We start from the raw sequence: 20,850 nt of genomic DNA on the forward strand, positions 1-20,850 counted from the left end.
AACTTTCCTATTTAAGGTTAGGAATAATTTGGGAATTCCATTCTCCCTGAAAATCGGCTGGTTGTAGATTCACTTGAGACAGTTGAGAGTCACTAATACGTTGACCAATTTGATATTTGCCCTGATCAAGTTCCCCATGAATAGTCAATCCCGTTTGAGTGGTTGTATTGGCAATTAAATTTACCACTACTTCTCGACTAATTAAGGGTCTACCTCTCCAATTTTCGGTAATTTGACAAAACATACGATGTTCTATTTTGTTCCACTTGCTTGTTCCGGGAGGAAAGTGAACTACCTTAATCTTAAGTCCCGTTTCATCAGCTAATTTTTGCAACTCAGTTTTCCTTTGGCGTTGCCGATAACCATTGCTTCGGACAGCATCTGCTGTGATTAACAGTTCTTGAGCTCCTGGGTAGAGCTCTATGCCCATTTTTTGCCACCAAGTACGAATTGATTGAACCGCTTGCCTCAGCGGTATCATGGTCAATACCAACATTAACCCATCCTTGATTATTACTTACATCATAAATTCCCTAAGGGTACACTTTGCCTAAATTCGGGTCAGCAAAGTCATGCATCTTTACTTTGACTGGCTCTTTTTTCCTTTCCCATTCCTTCCCTTCATTTTTGTAGTTTCCAATTATTTCTTTTTTCTTTGTATCTACTGAAATAACGGGTTGCTCTCGACCTTGATACTCTTTGATTTCTTGATTAATATATTGAAATTGTTCGTCTCGATCTGGGTGACCTTTTCCCTCTGAACTTTTTCGATTACTCTGTAAACTATATCCTAGTTGATGCAGTAACTTCGCTACTGTTCTTGGACTAATTTGATGTCCGATTTTTCTTAATGCCTCAGCAATTTTTGATGTGCTTTTTGATGTCCATCGCAGTGGCGATTCCGGGTCTCCACGTGTGATTGGGTCAATCAACTCTTCTAAATCTTTGAGCAGTTTTGGCTTACTCTGCTCATAGCTCTTTCTGCCTCCTCCAGGTTTTCTGATCCTAGTTGATGGAGCAACAGTCGCTACACTACTCAACGGTTGCTGTAGCTCTTTGATACCTTCTGAGACTGTTTTGGCACCAATGCCTGTGGCAAAGACTACCAGCTCTATCCCATTTTCACCTAGTGCTACTGCTTCCGATGCTGCCCACAATCGTCTCAGCTTTTCATTCATGTAAGGCACTAATGCCTCAAACTTGATTCTGAGGGACTCGATGATTGACATATCCATGATTTGACCAAATGAGCGCACTAATACTATAGATGGTGCTTGAACTAAGTGATATCCCATCCCCCATCAGACACCCCAACTATTCTTAAATCTCTTCATAATCTAATTTACCACCAATGGAATTATTTATAACTTCTCTATTGGTAAGTTATTTTTGCGCGTGTCCTAAAGTCAACTTTCAACAAAAAACATTAAACCTTCAACATCAAACCTTCAACATCAAACCTTCAACATCAAACCTTTAACATCAAACCTTCAACATCAAACCTTCAACTTTCAACCTTAAACCTTCAACCTACCCTACACCGAACCCCTACAGCAAACAACCTTCATGCTCATTAATAACCGTCCTAATTATAGGAGTTATGGTAAACAATGTGCGATTACTGTGGGACACTTTTTCCATTAGTGAGCGCCTTTCCAAAGACTGTAAAACTGAAATAAGTTGTGAATTATAGTCTAAAGTAATACTATGGCGCAATTGTTTAATATAAATGGGGGTAGGATTCCTAGCTAGATAGGCAATCACCTTTTTCTCTGACTGATCTAACCGATTCAATTGCTCGATTAAAATTGTTTTCATTGGCTCAGGAACAATCACGTCATCCCAATTTAAAAATTCTGATACACTACCAAAAAAAAAGTCTTTAATTGTTTTTACAGCCAGCTTTAAGCCTAAGGGATTGCCTCGATAACGTTTAATGAGTTCTATGTCTTGCTCTTGTTCAGACAAACCATTAGCTACTAATAGTTTCCGAGCATCTTCTGTTGGTAAACCGTTTAGGGTTAATGAACGAGTGGAATAGTTTTTTTTCTCCAGTAACTCCATTTGTAGCGGTGGTTCCCAACTGATTAGGAGCAAACAACTTTGGTGTCTTTCTTGTCCTACTCGTCTAAAAAGTTTACCATAATCCTCATATCCCGCTTTATACTGTCCAACTAAAGTGCCACGGCTTAAAATCTGCTCAGCATCATCGAGTATTACCAGACAGCGATGCTCTCGTAAACACTCTAGAAAATCAGACATCAGCAGGTTAATATCTTCTGGTAACTCCGATGACTGCTGGTGAGACAGGAATGGTATCAGCTGTGTCAGCAGTTGCTTCAGGGGTTGGCCAGAGGATAGCGATCGCCAAATAATATAATCAAACTCCCCCTGAATCTCTCGTGCTAGCTTGGCAGCTAAGGATGTTTTGCCAACGCCTACTATCCCAAGTATTGCTACCAATTGGCTTCGTTTGAGACTAATCCATTGCTTAAGGGTGTTCAGTTCCCTAGTGCGTCCATAGAATGCAGAAATCTGTGGTGCTTCACCCCAATCTTGGCACTGCTGCGGAGTTTTGTATCCAGCGGCTTCCAGCCATATCGAGATATCTCTCCAACTTTTTAGGGTGTTCGATTTCCGATTAGTTAAGGTTTCTACATACCGATACAAACCTTTAGTTAGTTGAACGCTAAGTGAGCCACAACTCCAATGGAGAGCACCAGCAATTTTTTTGGGAGCATAGCCGCACAGCAAACCTCTTAAGCATGCTTTTTCCACTGGGGTCAATTTGATTTCCCTATTTGTAGCAATGGTTTTTTTCTGAGCCAGTTCTGTATACAACTTTTCTAAATTCCACAGTTTGGCTGCTTTGATAAACAGTTCATCTTCAAATCGATTGGTGTTATAGTTCATAGTAGGTAATTCTAATCAATAGCACCGACTAGCTACCTATAAACTAATCAATAAACTAGTAAATAATGTAGCTATTGGGAGCGTTTACTAGATAGATTTGCAAAACGTATATGTCCCCGATGATGATAACTATGCTGTTTTGATTTTTTTGAAAAAATCAGTTTTTTTGACATCTATACGTAAGCAAATTACCCGGATTAATGTCCCTAAATTGGTAAGAGTTTTAAAAAAAAAGCTAAGGAAATATTAGAATTTTAAATCGGAAATTATCAGGTAAATTCGGCTGAATTTAGGTTTAATTTAATTCCTAAACTAAACACCCCCGATAACCGATTGACTGACAAATCTAGTTTACTTTATTTGAGAAAATTTGACAGTACCCGTTATGGGTACCATAGCAGTTCTCAATTGGGTGAGGTACCTCGCCCTTGGGGTTTTAGGGAGTCGGGAGTCGGGAGTCGGGAGTCGGGAGTCGGGAGTCGGGAGTCGGGAGTCGGGAGTCGGGAGTCGGGAGTCGGGATAAGAAAATTGAATGTACTTCATAAGTAGGATTAACACTATATATCTTTTTTGGATCGAGCTGGTGCTGCCAAGTAACAAGTCACAATTAACAAATGTTAATTGTTTATTAATAATTAATTAATAACTATAGCGATTCTCATAGTAATTAGCTACACACACCTATTTTTTCCCTGTTACCAGATTCGCTCTTACCTATTCCCTATTCCCTATTCCCTATTCCCTGTTCCCTGTTCCCTATTCCCTGTTCCCTTTGCTAAGGCTATACTCCTTGACCTAATCCTAAAACCTAATCAACTGCTAATCACCATTAGGTATGTTATAGCTGCTGCGATCGCTAAGGTGGATTCATACCAAAAAAAAGAGAAAATTAACCATGGCTACGTTAGTAACTGAACTTGATAAGCTATCCAACCTAATTCCGGAATCAGAACTAAATTTAATCAAGTCACTGCCACAATCTATTCAGAACCAGGTAGTTCCTAGCCCCGATTTATCTAAGTCTGCTGGTACACCGATTCAGTTAAATTTGACCCAGATACAACAGTTAGTTCCCAATGATTCAGGCTTAAAAAGCTTATCATCGAAATCTATAATATCAGGGCCTTTTAACTTTATTATTGGTACTCCCAATCCTGACTTTTTAATAGGTAGTAACAAGAACGATTTAATTTTAGGACGTGGCGGAAATGACGTCATTGTAGCACTCGGTGGCAATGACCTTGTGTTTGGTGAAGAGGGAAATGACATTATTATCGCTGGCTCAGGTAATGATTTTGTATCTGGCGGCTCAGGTAATGACTTTGTGTTTGGCAGTTCTGGTAATGATATCTTGGATGGTGGCTCTGGTAATGACTCCCTATTTGGCGGAACTGGCACAAACAATTTTATTGGCAGTAGTGGTAATGATGTCCTGGATGGAGAGGAAGGTAAGGATACCGTCGATTACACTGGTCTCGGTCGAGCCATTACTCTTTTACCCACGGGAATCGTTAACAAAAGTGGTCTTGGTAAGGATGAGCTGATCCGAGTGGAGACGATTATTGGGGATGCAGGTCAAGCTAATACTATTGATGCCTCTTCTGCTGGTACTGGTGCCTCTGTGAACGTAAATCTGCAAAAGAACAGTTTACAGATTAATGTTGTTAATGGTCCAGTTCTGAATCGCACTGTCCAAAACTTTGTGAATGTCAAGGGTGCTGGTGGCAACGATACCATTATTGGTGATAACAACAGTAATCAACTTACTGGTGGTGCCGGAAGTGACGAGATTACTGGTGCCGGTGGTAATGATACCATTGTAGGTGTCGATCCCAACAGTATAAAGCCAGGTATTAAGGAAATTGATGTCTTAACCGGAGGAGCTGGTGCTGATAAATTTGTGATTGGAGATAGCAAAAATCCTTACTATGTCGGTGGAGGAGGATTTTTGGGTCTGAATGATTACGCTCTACTTAAGGATTTCCAATCCGGTACGGATAAAATCCAACTCAAAAAAGCCAACTATATCTTTGGATCAAACTTTATCGCTCTTAATAACGGCTTATCTTCTTCTGAGAAAAGTCTTGCTTCAGCTGAACAGATTGCTCAGGATATTGCTGGAGGTAAGAGTAATGGTGTTCAATCTCAGCTGACCACAGGGGATAGTTTGGACTCTGTTAAGATCGCGCCTAGTTTCGGCTTTGACATTGTTGCGATTGTGTCTGGTGGCTATAACCAAGGGGATCTGATCTTTGTCTAACTCAGATCTTGCACCAAGTTGAAAATTTACCTGTCAAGGTAGGGAACAGGGAACAGGGAACAGGGAACAGGGAACAGTTGCGTAGGGTGCTTTAGGGACGGGTGAGCCCTCATTTTCTCGGTAGCCAGTGTTAGGAGAGTCCGTCCCGTAACGCACCACCGGGTCAAACAGATTTAATGAGATGCACCCGATGCGCTTGAGGTGCGTTCCCGTAGCGTGACCTACGGTCAATCGCTTTTAGCGGCTCCTAGGTCGCATCGCGTAGCGTGACCTACGGTCAATCGCGTTTTCACCAATTGTCTGATTCACTTACCTGATTCACTCCTAACCCCAAGTTATGACTTTTGTCAATCACTTGGGGTAATTTTTGTTTGTATTCATAAAAATCTGCCCCATCTCCCTTGGCCAGATCCCCAGAACAATTGATCTGTAGCCATCTCAGCCCCAATAAATCTTGTAAATACCCAGGATCCGAGAATTCGTTACAAAACTTTATATACAACTGTAGAAAAATCGGATTTTTGGAGTGATTAAAAGAGTGATGGCAGCCAAGACCCCTTAATGGTCTTCATGGGACTTTGAGATTTTTGGGCTCCTTCCACGGCCCTGTCCCGATCTCGCTGATCGGTGATTGGAGTCTAAGATTTTGTCAAAGTCCGAGTAATCAACTGCTCATGACCATTAGCTATTTTCTTGGTGCTGCGATCGAAACGTTAGATGCATTCAACAAAAGAGTAAATGGTAACTAAAACTCAGAAATTATCCGACCTAATTCCCAAATCAGAACTAGATTCAATCAAGTCACTGCCAAAATCTATCCAGAATACAGTAGTTAGTATCCCCCAACCTACGTCTGCTGGTCAACTGACTCCGTTAAGTTTGACCCAGTTACAACAGTTAGTTCCCAATGAGTTAAGCTTACGAGCATTATCGCCGAAAACTAAAATCCCACGAATTGTTAACAGGATTTTTGGTACTCCCGGAAATGATCTTCTACCGGGTACTGACAAAAACGATTTAATCCTGGGACTTGGCGGAAATGACACCATTTTCGGATTCGGTGGCCATGACGTTCTTATCGGTGGCTCAGGTAACGACTTTCTTATCGGTGGCTCAGGTAACGACGTTCTGTTTGGGGGCTCAGGTAACGACTTTCTTCTCGGTGGCTCAGGTAACGATTGTCTGTATGGTGGCTCAGGTAACGACTTTATGTTTGGGGGCTCAGGTAACGACTTTCTATCTGGCGGCTTAGGTAACGACATTCTTATCGGCGGCTCAGGTAACGATTGTCTGTTTGGGAACTCAGGTAACGATCGTTTGTTTGGTGGCTCAGGTAAGGACACTCTGTCTGGGGGCTCAGGTAAGGACACTCTGTCTGGGGGCTCAGGTAACGACTCTCTGTCTGGTGGCTCTGGTAATGATACCCTCAGGGGTGATGCTGGTGATGATACTCTCAGGGGTGATGCTGGTAATGACAGGCTCGGGGGTGATGCTGGTGATGACAGGCTCAGGGGTAATGCTGGTGATGATACCCTCAGGGGTGATGCTGGTGATGATACCCTCAGGGGTGATGCTGGTGATGACAGGCTCGGGGGTGATGCTGGTGATGACAGGCTCGGGGGTGATGCTGGTGATGATACCCTCAGGGGTGATGCTGGTGATGACACTTTGTCTGGGGGCTCAGGTAAAGACTCCCTTCTCGGTGGCTCAGGTAACGACTCTCTGTCTGGTGGCTTAGGTCAGGATACCATCGTAGGTGTCGATCCCACCAGTAGCAATCCAGGTATTAATGAAAAGGATACCTTAATCGGAGGAGCTGGTGCTGATACATTTGTGCTTGGAGATAGCAACAATCCTTACTATGTCGGTGGAGGAGCGGCTGACTACGCTGAAATTACGGATTTCGTATCTGGTACAGATACAATTCAACTCCATGGGAATGTAGCAGACTATAATTTCACTCCAGTTGCTGCGCTTGGAATTACCTTTATCGATTATATCAATAATCCTGCCCCGGATCGTATTGCTATAGTTTCTGGTATCATTGCCCCAGCGGATCTGATCTTTGTCTAACCACTAGTACAGGGTGGCGGAAACAACTGACCAGTTAAAATCTCTTTGATCTGGTTTGTTTCCTGTTTTTCCTCTGTTTTAATCTGTTGGTGGGCAGTGCTTAGCCATGGGCTTTGGCTTGGTGAATCGGTTTGGTTCACTGCCCACCCTACATGAACTCAGTGGGAGAGGGGATGCGTGAGAATGCGATCGCTTTTAGCGGCTCCTAGGTCGCATCGCGTAGCGTGACCTACAGTCAATCGCGTTTTCACCAATTGCCTGATGCACTGATCTGATTCACTCTATACCCCAAGTTATGACTTTTGTCAATCACTTGGGGGCATTTTTATGTCTCAAATAAAATTTTTAAATTTGCTGAAATCCTGGCTTATAGGCTATTTCGACGTTTTTATAGTACATAAGTCCCATAAAATTCACTTCTAGAAAAAAAAATATTAGGCTTTTTGCATAATTATCTAAATCCAGGTGGATAGCTTTTATAGATACCTAATTAAAATCTAGACAAAAACAGGAGTAAATCTACCATGGCTACGTTAATAGATGCAATTAATAGCTTACCCAACATTCTAGCATCAGAACGACAGTTATTCAACTCACTGCCACAATCTATCCAGAATCAGGAAGTTCCTAGCCCCCGGTTACCTGATTCTTCTGCTGCACGGTTTTCGTTCAGTACAAACGTGATACAACCGTTTGTTTCCAATGAGTCAGACTTAGAAATTTTATCATCCAACACTAAAATCTCAGGGCTTTTTGATTTGATTATTGGTACTCCCAATCCTGACTTTTTACTGGGTAATGCCAACAACAATTTAATCCTGGGACTTGAGGGAGATGACATCATTGCAGGACTTGAGGGCAATGACATTCTCTTTGGTCAAGAGGGAAATGACATTCTTATCGGCGGCTCAGGTAACGATTTTCTGTTTGGCGGCTCAGGTAATGATGTTCTCTCTGGCGACTCAGGTCACGATTGTCTGTTTGGGGGCTCAGGTGAAGACACTTTGTTTGGGGGCTCAGGTAATGACTCCCTTCTCGGTGGCGATGGTAACGACTCCCTTCTCGGTGGCTCAGATAATGACACTCTATCTGGGGACTCAGGTAATGACTCCCTGTCTGGGGACTCAGGTAACGACTCTCTGCTTGGGGGCTTAGGTAATGACTCTCTGTCTGGTGGCGATGGTGATGATACTATCGTAGGTGTCGATCCCAGCAGTAACAATCCAGGTGTTAATGAAATTGATATCTTAACCGGAGGAGCTGGTGCTGATACATTTGTGATTGGAGATCAGAACAATGCTTACTATGTCGGGGCAGGATTGTTTGGTTTCAATGATTACGCTGTAATTACGGATTTCCAATCTGGTACGGATGAAATTCAACTCAAGTCAGGCATCAACTATACCTTTGAAGACAACTTTATTGCTATCAATTCTGATTCGGGCCTTGATGTTATTGCTATAGTTGCTGACGCCTATAACCAAGGGGATCTGATCTTTGTATAACGATTAGTACACGGTGGCGGAAACAACTGACTAGTTAAAGTCTCCTTGATCTGGTTTGTTTCCTGTTTTTCCTCTGTCTTAATCCGTTGGTGGGCAGTGTCAAGTAATGCGATGTTCCTTCGGAACCGCTTCGCGAACGCGCTTCTTGGTGAATCGGTTTGGTTCACTGCCCACCCTACATCTACTGTGATTAATCGATTGGTGGGCAGTGCCGAGCAATGGGCTTTGGCTTAGTGAATCGGTCTGGTTCACTGCCCACCCTACATCTACTGTGATTAATCCGTTGGTGGGCAGTGGCGAAAAATGCTATGACTTGGTGAATCAGTTTGGTTCACTGCCCACCCTACATCAATTGTGATTAATCCGTTGGTGGGCAGTGGCGAAAAATGCTATGACTTAGCGAATCGGTCTGGTTCACTGCCCACCCTACATCTACTGTGATTAATCGATTGGTGGGCAGTGTCAAGTAATTTTATCGCCAGGTTGATGAATCGGTCTGGTTCACTGCCCACTCTACATCAACTATCCCAGGATTTTCTTAAGAAATTTCATAGTGATTAAATAGGTGGGCTTAACACCTGTTGTTCCCAATCCCCCGGAAGCTAAGGTGCTGCCAGTCAACAAGGGGTTATCAGAAGCATAGTAAGCATAACGCAGCTTTACCTTCTCATCGATACTTTTTCGGATCATAGAAGCAGCTTGAATTGCCTTTTGTAAGTGTGCCCCTTCCATCTCCAAGCCAATCACATTCCACGATGAACTTTTGAAATAAGCTAAAATATCAGAATTTTGCAAAGAGGTTCCCATTACTGTTACCAACGCTCCTTCATAAATGGGGATACCATCATCTTGAAAATCCTCACTAGTAAGCTCATTAACAAAAGGATAATTATCGGCTGTTCCCTCAAAGATGTGTGCCGTTGGTAGCATTAAGTCGCCCTTGTGTCCCACCAATATTCCTGCTTTTCCCATTACCGAAATCGATTTGACATTAAGTTTTTGGGATTGCCCACCGGTTTTATAAGGTTTGAGTAATTCATCCATAATCTCAAACGCTTGTTCCCCAAAAGCATAATCCATTACCAAGAGAACTGGCTTTTCTTGTTCAATTATGTTATGATTAATGGGTAACTCAGGAGATAGCAAAGCTAGGGGTAACATAGCCGTATCAAAAATCTGCACGTGGATATTTGTCCCAGCTCTATCGGCCAGATAAAACATCCCATTTTGTAAGGCAAACTCCCTAACCTCTTGGTTGAGGTGGGCGTTTTCTGGTAGACTTAACTCACGGGCAATGTCCTCAATTTTTTTGTCTTCTCCCAAGGTGTGTTTCAGTGCTGATGGCGCAAATAAGCAATTCATCACGCTATGCAAATTCGCACTAATAATATGGAGTGGGCGCTCCCATAAGTTGTTTTCTAACACAAAGCTTTTAATATCAGTTGCCCACTGCGCCCCGTGGATATGATGTCCAATCCGCTCCCGCAGTGTGGAACTGAAAGTAATTTTGCGATCGCGTTGGGATTGGACTTCTTCCATCGCCACTCGACCCAGCCAATAAATAATATCAAATAGACCATTATTATCAGAGCTGCCCTGAGCCAGGCGATGGTAAGCGTGTTTGGTTTCTTCAAAGGTGCGTCCTAAAAGAGTACTTAAATAAGAAAAAGCTCGATGCTGGACTTCCAGGTCTTCTGACACCAACGACTTAGGATTATCTGGGGATTGTTGACCAGTAACCATTTCTTCGAGCTTGATCCACTCTCGTGTTGGTTGACCTTCCTCCAGAGCATGGTCTCTAATTTTATTAGCTTCGATATAAATAAACGTCAGATGGGTAAGAATGTCATAAATCTCGCTACGCCCTCGGGTAATTTCGATCAGCATCGTTTCTTGATCAATGCGGTAGCAATTACGGCGACGTTTAGCAGGAACAATCGTCTCAAATCCTGATTGACTATACCCTTCTGCCGCCACCAGTTTGACAAAACGACACATTTCAATGCCGCAGGGTAAGCGATCGATAACATACACTAGACCATTCAATTCCACTTTCTGTGGGTCAGCAATGGAGCCATAAATTTCTGGTTGCAAAGTTAGCAATGCTTGCCTCAAGGCTGCACCAGAAGCACCCCCAGGCTTGTAGTATCCTCGGATAAATAGATGTCGCATGATCACATAAATCCGTTCGATAGCAGCCCGAGATTCTTGAGCGCGAGTTCTTGGCGGAACCGGAATAGTCATAGAGAGGCTCTGTTACGATTGCTAGGAATGATATCAAGTATAGTTGGGTCAATTACCCATTACCCATTACCCATTACCCATTACCCAGGGCTATTTCATTCTAAAAAGTTGCTTAAGCGTGTCTAGACCAAAAGAACAGAGTCGTTGTCTTGATGCAGTCGCTCATGGGGGAAACCCCCAAGACCGCGCTGCATCGCTGAGCTTGTGCCATGTTGTTAAACATCTGGTCACGGTATAAATTGAGTGTAAAATTGCGAGCTACGGTAAAAATCTTAGGCAGAGGGTTAGTGCGAATTCTGGATTTATCTTCACCTTGAGTACCAGTGCGAACATAGTGGACTTTATTCTCAACACCCCAATATCCACGGATACGTTCAGCAAATTCTTGGGCTGTTAAACGTAAATGTTGAAATAAGTAGTCGGACAAAAGTAAAATTAACTGTTGAAATAGGGAGCAGGGACTGAGGCCGTAGGCCACGCTACGCGAACGGAGCTGGGAGTAGAGGGGCTTTTGGCAACTTTACAGAAGTTAATACAGCGATGCAGCTTCGGAACAGGGGGTTTCCCCCACTCGCGCTTTGCATCAAGAAGTGAGGTTTATTTTTGTCCAGGTACTTACCTATTACCTATTACCTATTACCTATTACCTATTACCTATTACCTATTACCTATCTCCAATGTAAAAAACCTACCCCTGTGAGCCCCACACTCCCCGTTTGACCTGTCATGTAAAAAACCTACCCCTGTGAGGGGCTTCTGACCCGGTTGCGCCAAGGCCAAAGGCCACGCTACGCGAACGGTTTTTCAACCTGTACTCTGCTTTTAGTATAGGCGCTATACAATCGTCAACTCCAATGCAAGATTTCTTTCTAGGCATTAAGCGCGCTAGTCACTTTCATCTGGGCTCGCTTTGTGGCGGAGTTTTCAGTGATTGGATTTCTAATAATCTCTATAGGGCTTACGCATTTGCCCCCGTGGGTCCCCCAATTCTGGGGGACTTTGACATGATTACCCCCCAAAATTGGGGGGCTAGGGGGGCGAAATCTACTTAACTGCGTAAGTCCTACTCTAGTGAGATTAGCGGTAACATATAACTCAGTAAACTTAATTATGTTAACTTTTAAATAGGACAGTAATGACTACTTTAGGGGACAACCTTAAAAAAAGACGAGAATCCCTAAATATCACCCAGCGGGAAATCGCTCATGAATTGGGCGTAACCGTTACCACGGTGCAAAATTGGGAAGCGGGCAGGCATATCCCCAAACTCTACCCAAATCAGCTCAAGGTATTGTGTGACCTGCTGAAAGTTACCCTAGATCAATTGGCAAAGTGGGTAACTGATTGAACTGTTGGGATCCAGCTAAAAAAAAACGCCCCATATGGGGCGTAACCGTTTCCTATTAACCTGGGACAGTGTCCCAACAGTTAATCAAAAAACTAAAACAGGAGAGGATTATCGCCATTTTCTTGGCTACTTGTTACAGCGCCTGTGAACTAAACTTTTCGCAACAAAATCAGAAAAAATTTTTTGGGGCAAAATCTTTAGGGAATAGGGAGTAGGGAGTAGGGAATCGGGAGTAGGGAGTAGGGAGTAGGGAGTAGGGAGTAGGGAATCGGGAGTAGGGAGTAGGGAGTAGGGAGTAGGGAGTAGGGAGTAGGGAATCGGGAATCGGGAAACAATTTTGTTTAACCGATTACTATGACAACCGGAATCACCGTGTTTTTATATGATTTGTAAACATATGTATGGCAGTAATTGGCTTGCACACAAGAGGCAAAAGGCAAGATGGTAAAGAGATTTGGAGTGTTATTTGACAATGAAAAAATACCTCATTAGGTTTACATCTCATTTGGAAACCCTATAGCGCGATTGGCCGTTGGCCACGCTACGCGATGAAGCTTCGCTTCCGCTAAGAGCGAACGCACTAATAAAAAAAAATGCCCATGGGCAGGGCATTTTGTCACTTGTCACCAAGAATGTCTGTCTTCCAAATTGCTAATTATGCCCCTAAGCAGCCATTTCTTCCATCATCATTGCCATTTGCTGCTTGGCACGAATGTTTTTCATGTGCTTCTTCACCGTATTGAGAGTAACAAACAGTTCCGTAGCAATCTCTTTGTAGGAGTAATTGACTCGACGCAGTAACCAGACTTCTGCCTCACGGGCAGTTAAGCCATATTTATGAACTTCAGCTAGGGCTATACTATGAATGGATTGACGTTGGTCTTCGAGGGTAACTAAAATATAAGGCTGCTCAGATATTCTCAGGTTGAGCCATCTAGCCCGAATCCGAAACGTTGTGGAGTTACTTGTAGTAATCTCTGAATCTATAATTACAGATTGATGGGGATAGAATTCATCACTGTCTTTCAAGGCTTGGCAGACACGCCAGATTTCTTGAGGCACCACCTTAAGATGTTTGCTGTTCGGTGTAAGTTGCTCACAAAAAACACGAGCGGTTTGATTGCTATGAACCAACTCTCCTTGTGTATTCAGAATTAAAACACCGTCAATAAAACCTTCTAGTACTCCTTGCAGTAGACCATTGTCTAACTGTTGCACCTGAGGAGCGGATTTTTCTAGAGTGTTGGTGAGAGTATACATGGTCTGTTGACCCACTAACTGGATTTGATTTGAAATGTAATGGTGCTTTTGACCCATTAAGAATTAAATTCGCGTGATTGTCGCACCTGTTGAATCACACTTGGCTTAGTCATTTGTTACAGCACCTCTCAACCAGGGTTTTCGCAAAAAATCGGACAAAAAATTTTTTTTGGGGTTTTTTGCGAAAAACCCCCCAATCACTCGTGTAAATACATACTGGGTGACTTTTGCCATTCCCCAACATTGATGCCTAAGATGTCTAGGGATGGTCAATACTGAGTCCAGTCTTCGGGCTGCCCTTTGTAGCGCTTTTCATGGGGAGTAGAGGTTAGTGGTTAGTGTAAGCATCTACCAAAAACAAACAAACTACTAACAACTAACGTGATCAGCGCTATCGATAGACTAATGCGTACTAAACGCGATTGACCGTAGGTCACGCTAAGCGATGCTCCGTAGGAGCCGCTAAAAGCGATCGCATTTACAACAGGGACATTACCGATGAAAAATCTAGATCGAATACTCCGTCAGCTGATTGCTGAAGCATGTAATCATCCACCATTAAGTCTGGAACGTCGGCAAAAACTGAGCGAGATACATTTACTAGTGATGAAATCCGGCAAGCTCTGGAAAGAATATACCTCATATTATAATGATGCTCTCCAAGAGATGTGGGAATATTGCTGTGGGCATCCTGAAGAGTATGACCCGACTATCAAAGGTGTGATTACTTGGCTCGACGATGAACTAAAAAAGCGACTGAGACGATTTCGAGATGCTGGCTATAGGCAACAGAAGCGGCAAATTACTGGCCTAAGCACAGAGGAAGGTAAAACTATTGACCCTGTAGATAGGGTACCAGCTGCTCCTGATCTACAGCCAGTTATGAAAATATGGCAAAAAACCTTGGATTGGGTTAAAAAAGACCCAGACGGAGTATTACGTCAGACTTGCTTTAGGAAACGCCCTGAGATTAATGCCCAAGTCCTAATCGAGCGGCGACTCCCTCCGGATCAGCCTTGGAAAACCATTGCAGCAGAATTTAAACTAACCCCACCAGAAGCTAAAGATTTGCCCAAATTCTATAACCGTAAATGCTTACCCCTGTTGCGAAAATTCGGTGTATGCGAGGGATATATAGAAGATTCAAAGACTGGTAGCTCGAAAAGCACCACAAAACCCCAACCTAGGAAAAAATCATGATACACAACGCCAACATGCTAGCAGATTGGTCAATCCCAATGCCGATTACCCTGTCGGCGCTAGAGATAGCTGAGCAATTCGCTCACTACCAACCCAACCAGCAAAAGGCTGAACAAGTCTATCTCAACACCCTGGCGGTGTGTGCTGTGAATAACTATTTACGGATCCTGGGTATTCCGACTGACCTAACTGCAGGGGATAGCTGGAATTCAGTAGTGCGCTTGGCTGAAAATGTGGCTGACCTGAGGGTAACCGGTTTGGGGCGCTTGGAATGTCGGCCTGTCAAACCCGGTGATTTGACTTGTCCCATTCCCCAAGAGGTTAGATTTAACCGGATTGGCTATGTAGTCGTTGAGATTGATCAAGACCATACTGAAGCGACGCTGTTGGGATTTTCCCCAACCTCGGAAACTAGTCAATTAGTCATCCACCAATTGCGATCGCTAAAAGATTTACCAGCCTACCTCGATCAATTCCAACCTATGACACAACTCAGTCAATGGTTGGAGCATATGTTTGAAGCAGGTTGGCAGAGTGTGGAAACCCTTTTAGGTAACCAAGGTGCTGAGCCAGCTTTCGCCTTTAGAACCAAGTCTGATCAGACCATTAGGCGATGTAAACAGATTGAATGGGGAGCTAATCAAGGGGTAGCTCTGGTGGTGGCGCTCACCCCAGAATCCGAAACAAAGCTGAATGTTTTCCTACAACTCAATCCCATCAATGGTCAAACCTATCTACCCCCCAATCTGCAGTTGCTCTTGCTAGATGAGGAGCAAGAAATGCTGATCAATGCCCAAGCCAGAAACCAGGATCAAGCCATTCAATTGGATTTTAGTTGCGAACCCGGAGACCGTTTCAGTGTCAAGGTTGCTCTGGATAATGCCAGTGTGATCGAAGAGTTTGTGATCTGAATTCCCAAATTCGCTGTTCCCAAATCCGCTGTTCCCTATTCAGTACGCGCTATAACTAGGAATAACATCAGACAAAATACTGATTTTTGACGGTTGACAGTCAACCGTCAACCGTCAACTGTTAAAAAACTAAGCCAATGGCAAAGCTAGTAACTCTTAAGCTGGATGGGGATTTTGAGGAAGGTTTTCGAGTCACTCTGGAAATTGGCTCAGAAGGCGAACGTCCCGAAACAGAACTTACTGGCAGATTGCCTGCAGCCCCTAACATCGTCACCCACTATCACGAATGGCGGTCAAGCTATCGCAGTCTGGGGAGCTCTTTGCGAGAAATTAAAATTAAACGAGTGGCAATCGGTGGTTCCATCAACAACCACAGTCAGGGATTATGCGATCGCTTAAATCGCTGGCTCAAGTCAGAGTTATTTAGTCCGCTGCGGGAAAAGTGGCTAGAGAAAGTGGGCATTACCGAAGAAGTCCGGGTGCTGATTCGTACTAAAAATCCCCAGCTCAGGCAGCTTCCTTGGCATCAGTGGGAATTTTTAGAGCGTTACCACCAAGCAGAAATTGCCCTAAGTACTCCAGAGTATCAACAACCAAGCAAATCGCACCACAGCCGTGATCGACACAACGTTAGAATTCTAGCAATTCTGGGCAATAGCGAAGGGATTAATATCCAACAAGACCGACAATTATTAGAGAATTTACCCTTTGCAGACATTACCTTTCTAGTAGAACCACCACGGCAGAAGCTCAACGAAACCCTGTGGGAGCAACCTTGGGATATTTTGTTTTTTGCAGGTCATAGTGAAACCGAGGCAGGAAGAGGTCGGATTCATATCAATCAGACCGATAGCTTAACCATTGACGAACTCAGAGAAGCCCTCAAAAAAGCCATAGAAAGGGGGTTGTCCCTAGCAATTTTTAATTCCTGTGATGGCTTAGGATTAGCCAATGAGCTAGAACAGCTGCACATTCCCCACATGATTATTATGCGGGAGCCCGTACCGGATCTCGTAGCACAGCAGTTTTTGCAATATTTTATCAAAGCTTTTGCTAGTGGTAAATCCTTGTATCTAGCAGTGCAAGAAGCCCGGAAAAAACTGCAAGGTTTGGAAGATCAATGTCCCTGTGCCAGTTGGTTGCCAGTGATTTGTCAAAATCCTGCGACCATACCCCCAACCTGGCAACAGTTGCGTGGCAATCACCAGCACCACCTGCTCCAATCGGCTCTGATCCTCAGTGTAGTTGTTACCATTTTAGTCATGGTGATCCGGCAGCTGGGAATACTTCAGCTTTGGGAACTAAAGGCATTTGACCAGCTGATGCGGCTGCGACCTAATCCAGGGGTAGACTCCCGTTTGCTGGTGGTTGAAGCCACAGATGCCGAGATCAACCGCTATGGCTATCCCCTCCCAGATCAAACCCTAGCCGAAGTCCTAGACAAGCTAGAGTCTAATCAACCCCGAGTGATTGGCTTAGATATCTTTCGCGAACGTCCTAGAGAACCTGGTCACCAGGCATTGAGCCGTCAGTTACAGCAAAATCAGAAATTCATTGCCCTTTGTAGCGCTAGGGTAGCTAACAACCCCGAAAACTCAGGCATCAAACCTCCCTCTGGGGTACCAGAATCCCGCCTTGGTTTTAGCAATATCATGGCTGACCCTGATGGCATTATCCGTAGGCATCTTGTATTTATGCATCCCTACCACGATGACCCCTGTGCCACCGACCACTCCTTCAGTGCTAGGGTCGCATTGCATTACTTAGCCCAAGAGGGAATCAAGGCAAAAACCATTGCTATCAATAAAATAGGCTTGGGTAAGACTGTATTAAGAGATTTGTCAGCTAATGCTGGGGGTTATCACAATCGTGATTATCGGGGGTTCCAGGTGTTACTCAATTACCGGGAAACTGTCGCCCGACGAGTCACTGTCACAGAGCTGCTAGAGGGTAAGGTCAAACCAGAGTGGGTCAAAGACAAAATAGTTCTGATCGGAATAACTGCAAAGATTCACAAGGATTACCATCCTACCCCCTACAGTGCCCTCCAGTGGCCATACCAAGAAATGCCAGGGGTAATTATTCACGCCCAGATGGTCAGTCAGATGATCAGTGCTGCTCTTGGTGAGCGTCCATTATTATCGGTGTGGTCGCCCTGGGGAGACCTGTTCTGGGTTTGGGGTTGGTCAATCATTGGTGGTACCATTGCCTGGCGCTGTGGTCGAATACTGTATTGGGGACTCGCTACCATCACAGCGACAGGGGGTTTATATCTCCTATGCTTTGGTCTATTTACTCTAGGAGTATGGGTACCTCTGCTGCCATCAGCCTTAGCATTGGTAGGCACTAGTGTAATTGTGGTGGTTTATAGGACAACACTTGGAGCCATCACTCCGTCAGCTCTCGGACGAATTCTCTAGCATTTCCATTTGAGTTGGAAACAATAATTACAGTTTTTGACCTTAGCAAAAATCCCTATATACCTGATTATCTCTTGCTTCTTGCTTCTTGCCTCTTGCCTTTTCCTTAGGCGTTGCTGATTCTAGGTATGGTTTTGCCCCCCTAACCCCCCAATTTTGGGGGGAATAAGACGTTCAAAGTCCCCCAAAGTTGGGGGACCAACGGGGGCTTTAACATGCACCAGATGATTGCGCATTCATTCCTTAATTCAGCAACGCCTTTCCTTAAGGGTAATCGTTCACAACTCAAATGGATCCGGATCTGATCTCAAACACCAAGGAAACTAGAATAGCTAAGCAAATTTTGCTTCAAAAAAAAAATTTTTCTGATCATCTGCGAAAAGTTGGCTTGAGAGGCGCTGTAACAAGTATCAATGAAAAAACGCCGCCTGGGTCGGTGTTTGGTGAATTTCTATAAAAGGTGTATTATCAAATGAATAATTGGCTAAAGCAGCTTTGGACAACACTAGTTTCCTTCACTATCAACATAAGACAGCGCTTGCAACAATTAGCAGCAACAATAGTGAAGGTATTCAAGCAAGCAAATCATAGTAATTCTGAGCCGATTGACCAGCAATCATCATCTCAAGACTCCCAACAACTATCAGAATCATCACAAATACAGATAGTAATGAATTACACACCACCGAATGATGGCAAGGGGCCTGTTGGTGACAGCAAAAATGGCGGATCACTCTGGAAATTGTACCAGCTAATCCATGAAAATCCTGAGTTTAGTAACCCACAACTGTTACCAATATCAGCATCAAAACAACTACAACTATCACAACTACCGATGGTAAATGCTTTCACACCACCGAATGATGGCAAGGGACCGGTAGGTGATAGCAAAAATGGAGGCACTTCCTTCATGAGTATGAATACATTAAACAATTACAATCCACCCAAAGATGGCAAGGGACCGGTAGGTGACAGCAAAGATGGAGGCGCTTCCTTCATGAATGTGAATACATTAAACAATTACAATCCACCGAATGATGGCAAGGGACCGGTAGGTGACAGCAAAGATGGAGGCACTTCCTTCATGAGTATGAATACATTAAACAATTACAATCCACCGAATGATGGCAAGGGACCGGTAGGTGACAGCAAAGATGGAGGCAGTTCCTTCCGCAGATAGTAGTTACTGAGTTGAAGTATACCAGTTTTAAATTCCTTAAAGTACTTTTTTCCTGGGTTTTAGAGAATAGGGAGTAGCGACTACATGGCTGCTTCCTATTCCCTATTAACTATTGTCTATTGCCTATTCCCGATTCCCGATTCCCGATTCCCGATTCCCGATTCCCGATTCCCGATTCCCGATTCAACACTTCTGGAAAAAAACCAGCCTCCAAAACCTCCTCCTGAGCAAAAGAACACTGAGAAGGAAAAGTACTCAACTTAATCCCAGTTTCCTGAGCTGCCTTAATTCGAGCTTTTTGATAACATTGCTCAAAGACCTCTGGCAAAAACGCTACGGTGCGCTTTCCAATGGGCGAGTAAATCGCCCTTGGGTCGCACCGCAAACTAGGACTATCTTCTAGCAGTTCTTCCAAAGCGATACGCTGTTCAGTGATAGTATTGATGCAACTATCGCTCCTTTTCCCTGGTTGATACATCCACTTGATTGACACTCCCCGCCCTGGAAGGACGGGGATTCTTGCTTCTACGAGGTGACTTGTTTAACCAGGCCGGAGCCAGAAAAAATAGAGGTCTCCTCTTCACAAGCGTACTTGGTCTATGACCCAGGTTTCGGTGTGCCGGAAACGAAACCTTAGAATAGTGGAGCCTTAATCAAAAAGGTTAAAACTTTTTACTCATAGCCGACTAACTATAAAGGCTCCACTATTCTTACGGTAACTTCTAACCCCACCGTACCTAAACTAATTAACAAATTAAGATAAACATTTTTTTTAGGGATCTTAGACTTTCATAGACTTCCAAATCGTTAGACTTGATTGTGCAACCTGCTTATCTCAAAACAGGTTTTTTACACTGTCTACTTATTCTGTGATCATGTTCATCTAGGATACTATTTTTTTGGTTATGTCTTTATATTAACACAAAGCCATCCTGGAAGGACGGGGCTAATGACCCAGATTTTTTGGAATGACCCAGATTTTTTGGTAAGAGCGGGGATTTTGATTTTTTGGTAATCCCAATTCTTAAGCCACTAAACAATAATATCATCTCCCTATCTCCCTATCTCCCTATCTCCCTATCTCCCTATCTCCCTATCTCCCTATCTCCCCACACTTCCCACATTTTCCACACTTCCCACACTTCCCACACTTCCCACCTACATTGATGATCCTAATTTAAACCATTGGGATTAATTTAGTTGGCGTGTTGCACAAAAGTATATTATATAATATAAACTATAAATAGTCAAATAAATTTAGGTAAACTACTGCTACAAGACAACCGGAGAAGGTAATGTCCCTAGGAAAAAAACTACGAGAACGCCGTGAAAGTCTAGGTTTAACCCGCATACAAGTTGCCAGAGCCTGTGATGTGGTAGAGTCTACAGTGATTAACTGGGAGGCGGATCGGCACAAGCCTAAGCTCTATCCAGAACAGACCAAAGCCTTGTGTGATATTCTAGACTTCAAAATTGAGGATCTGATCCAGTAACTTTTAGGGTATACCCAAAGCACAGGATGGCATTGTGCGATCA

Annotated in this window: 19 protein-coding genes and 1 pseudogene; 10 read left to right on the top strand and 10 right to left on the bottom strand. The window is 43.7% G+C overall.

What is annotated here, in order from left to right; translation table 11 throughout:
- Positions 1-7: 7 nt before the first annotated feature.
- From F6K46_RS19655 to F6K46_RS19665, 3 genes and pseudogenes are all read right to left on the bottom strand, one after another.
- A pseudogene (locus F6K46_RS19655) lies at positions 8-1,235 on the bottom strand (ISAzo13 family transposase).
- Between the two features lie 313 nt (positions 1,236-1,548).
- Positions 1,549-2,913 carry an NB-ARC domain-containing protein gene (locus tag F6K46_RS19660; RefSeq protein ID WP_293059108.1) on the bottom strand — a complete coding sequence of 455 codons (1,365 nt, stop codon included), beginning with the start codon at positions 2,911-2,913 and terminating at the stop codon, positions 1,549-1,551.
- A gap of 351 nt (positions 2,914-3,264) precedes the next feature.
- Positions 3,265-3,456, bottom strand: a complete 192-nt coding sequence (locus tag F6K46_RS19665) for a hypothetical protein (protein WP_293117263.1) — start codon at positions 3,454-3,456, stop codon at positions 3,265-3,267.
- Between the two features lie 352 nt (positions 3,457-3,808).
- On the opposite strand from F6K46_RS19665, the gene F6K46_RS19670 reads away from it, so the two are divergent.
- On the top strand, positions 3,809-5,173 hold the full coding sequence (locus F6K46_RS19670) for a hypothetical protein (RefSeq protein ID WP_293059106.1): 1,365 nt from the start codon (positions 3,809-3,811) through the stop codon (positions 5,171-5,173).
- Between the two features lie 33 nt (positions 5,174-5,206).
- Here the strand turns inward: F6K46_RS19670 and F6K46_RS19675 are convergent, their stop codons facing one another.
- Entirely contained in the window at positions 5,207-5,404 is a 198-nt protein-coding gene (locus F6K46_RS19675) for a hypothetical protein (RefSeq protein WP_293059104.1), read from the bottom strand.
- 507 nt (positions 5,405-5,911) lie between these two features.
- Between F6K46_RS19675 and F6K46_RS19680 the strand changes: the two genes are divergently transcribed.
- Entirely contained in the window at positions 5,912-7,246 is a 1,335-nt protein-coding gene (locus F6K46_RS19680; RefSeq protein ID WP_293059102.1) for a calcium-binding protein, read from the top strand.
- On the opposite strand, the gene F6K46_RS19685 is transcribed toward F6K46_RS19680, so the two are convergent.
- Complete coding sequence (locus F6K46_RS19685; RefSeq protein ID WP_293059100.1) at positions 7,243-7,386, bottom strand: hypothetical protein; 144 nt, start codon at positions 7,384-7,386, stop codon at positions 7,243-7,245. The two genes, F6K46_RS19680 and F6K46_RS19685, sit on opposite strands and share 4 nt — an antisense overlap.
- A 384-nt stretch (positions 7,387-7,770) precedes the next feature.
- Between F6K46_RS19685 and F6K46_RS19690 the strand changes: the two genes are divergently transcribed.
- The gene (locus F6K46_RS19690; RefSeq protein WP_293059098.1) at positions 7,771-8,751 is read left to right on the top strand and encodes a calcium-binding protein; all 981 of its coding nucleotides are present in this window, start codon (positions 7,771-7,773) and stop codon (positions 8,749-8,751) included.
- 45 nt (positions 8,752-8,796) lie between these two features.
- Positions 8,797-8,985, top strand: coding sequence for a hypothetical protein (locus tag F6K46_RS19695; protein ID WP_293059096.1), 189 nt, complete (start codon positions 8,797-8,799; stop codon positions 8,983-8,985).
- 288 nt (positions 8,986-9,273) lie between these two features.
- Here the strand turns inward: F6K46_RS19695 and F6K46_RS19700 are convergent, their stop codons facing one another.
- On the bottom strand, positions 9,274-10,995 hold the full coding sequence (locus F6K46_RS19700) for a hypothetical protein (RefSeq protein ID WP_293059094.1): 1,722 nt from the start codon (positions 10,993-10,995) through the stop codon (positions 9,274-9,276).
- Between the two features lie 112 nt (positions 10,996-11,107).
- Positions 11,108-11,473: a hypothetical protein gene (locus F6K46_RS19705; protein WP_075897291.1), complete on the bottom strand. Its 366-nt coding sequence runs from the start codon at positions 11,471-11,473 to the stop codon at positions 11,108-11,110.
- Between the two features lie 657 nt (positions 11,474-12,130).
- On the opposite strand from F6K46_RS19705, the gene F6K46_RS19710 reads away from it, so the two are divergent.
- Positions 12,131-12,343: a helix-turn-helix transcriptional regulator gene (locus F6K46_RS19710; protein ID WP_075897293.1), complete on the top strand. Its 213-nt coding sequence runs from the start codon at positions 12,131-12,133 to the stop codon at positions 12,341-12,343.
- A 197-nt stretch (positions 12,344-12,540) separates the two neighbouring features.
- Here F6K46_RS19710 and F6K46_RS19715 read toward each other — a convergent pair whose 3' ends face one another.
- Together F6K46_RS19715 and F6K46_RS19720 are read right to left on the bottom strand one after the other, a co-directional pair.
- Positions 12,541-12,678 (bottom strand): hypothetical protein, encoded by a 138-nt coding sequence (locus F6K46_RS19715; RefSeq protein ID WP_293059091.1) that lies wholly within the window; start codon positions 12,676-12,678, stop codon positions 12,541-12,543.
- Positions 12,679-13,006: 328 nt separating this feature from the next.
- Positions 13,007-13,660: a helix-turn-helix transcriptional regulator gene (locus F6K46_RS19720; RefSeq protein ID WP_293117266.1), complete on the bottom strand. Its 654-nt coding sequence runs from the start codon at positions 13,658-13,660 to the stop codon at positions 13,007-13,009.
- A gap of 441 nt (positions 13,661-14,101) precedes the next feature.
- On the opposite strand from F6K46_RS19720, the gene F6K46_RS19725 reads away from it, so the two are divergent.
- The 4 genes from F6K46_RS19725 (at position 14,102) to F6K46_RS19740 (ending at position 19,314) form a co-directional block, all read left to right on the top strand.
- Entirely contained in the window at positions 14,102-14,803 is a 702-nt protein-coding gene (locus tag F6K46_RS19725) for a sigma-70 family RNA polymerase sigma factor (protein WP_293059087.1), read from the top strand.
- On the top strand, positions 14,800-15,714 hold the full coding sequence (locus F6K46_RS19730) for a DUF1822 family protein (protein WP_293059086.1): 915 nt from the start codon (positions 14,800-14,802) through the stop codon (positions 15,712-15,714). The genes F6K46_RS19725 and F6K46_RS19730 overlap by 4 nt, the downstream gene beginning before the upstream one ends.
- Positions 15,715-15,851: 137 nt before the next feature.
- Positions 15,852-18,134 (top strand): CHASE2 domain-containing protein, encoded by a 2,283-nt coding sequence (locus F6K46_RS19735; protein ID WP_293059084.1) that lies wholly within the window; start codon positions 15,852-15,854, stop codon positions 18,132-18,134.
- Positions 18,135-18,606: 472 nt separating this feature from the next.
- Positions 18,607-19,314: a hypothetical protein gene (locus F6K46_RS19740; protein ID WP_293059082.1), complete on the top strand. Its 708-nt coding sequence runs from the start codon at positions 18,607-18,609 to the stop codon at positions 19,312-19,314.
- A 109-nt stretch (positions 19,315-19,423) separates the two neighbouring features.
- Here the strand turns inward: F6K46_RS19740 and F6K46_RS19745 are convergent, their stop codons facing one another.
- Positions 19,424-19,792, bottom strand: coding sequence for a DUF29 domain-containing protein (locus tag F6K46_RS19745; RefSeq protein WP_293059176.1), 369 nt, complete (start codon positions 19,790-19,792; stop codon positions 19,424-19,426).
- Positions 19,793-20,609: 817 nt separating this feature from the next.
- Here F6K46_RS19745 and F6K46_RS19750 point away from each other — a divergent pair.
- Positions 20,610-20,807: a helix-turn-helix transcriptional regulator gene (locus F6K46_RS19750; RefSeq protein ID WP_070391622.1), complete on the top strand. Its 198-nt coding sequence runs from the start codon at positions 20,610-20,612 to the stop codon at positions 20,805-20,807.
- The last annotated feature ends 43 nt before the right edge of the window (positions 20,808-20,850 follow it).

The sequence above is a fragment of the Moorena sp. SIO3E8 genome (assembly GCF_010692445.1).
Taxonomy (GTDB): domain Bacteria; phylum Cyanobacteriota; class Cyanobacteriia; order Cyanobacteriales; family Coleofasciculaceae; genus Moorena; species Moorena bouillonii.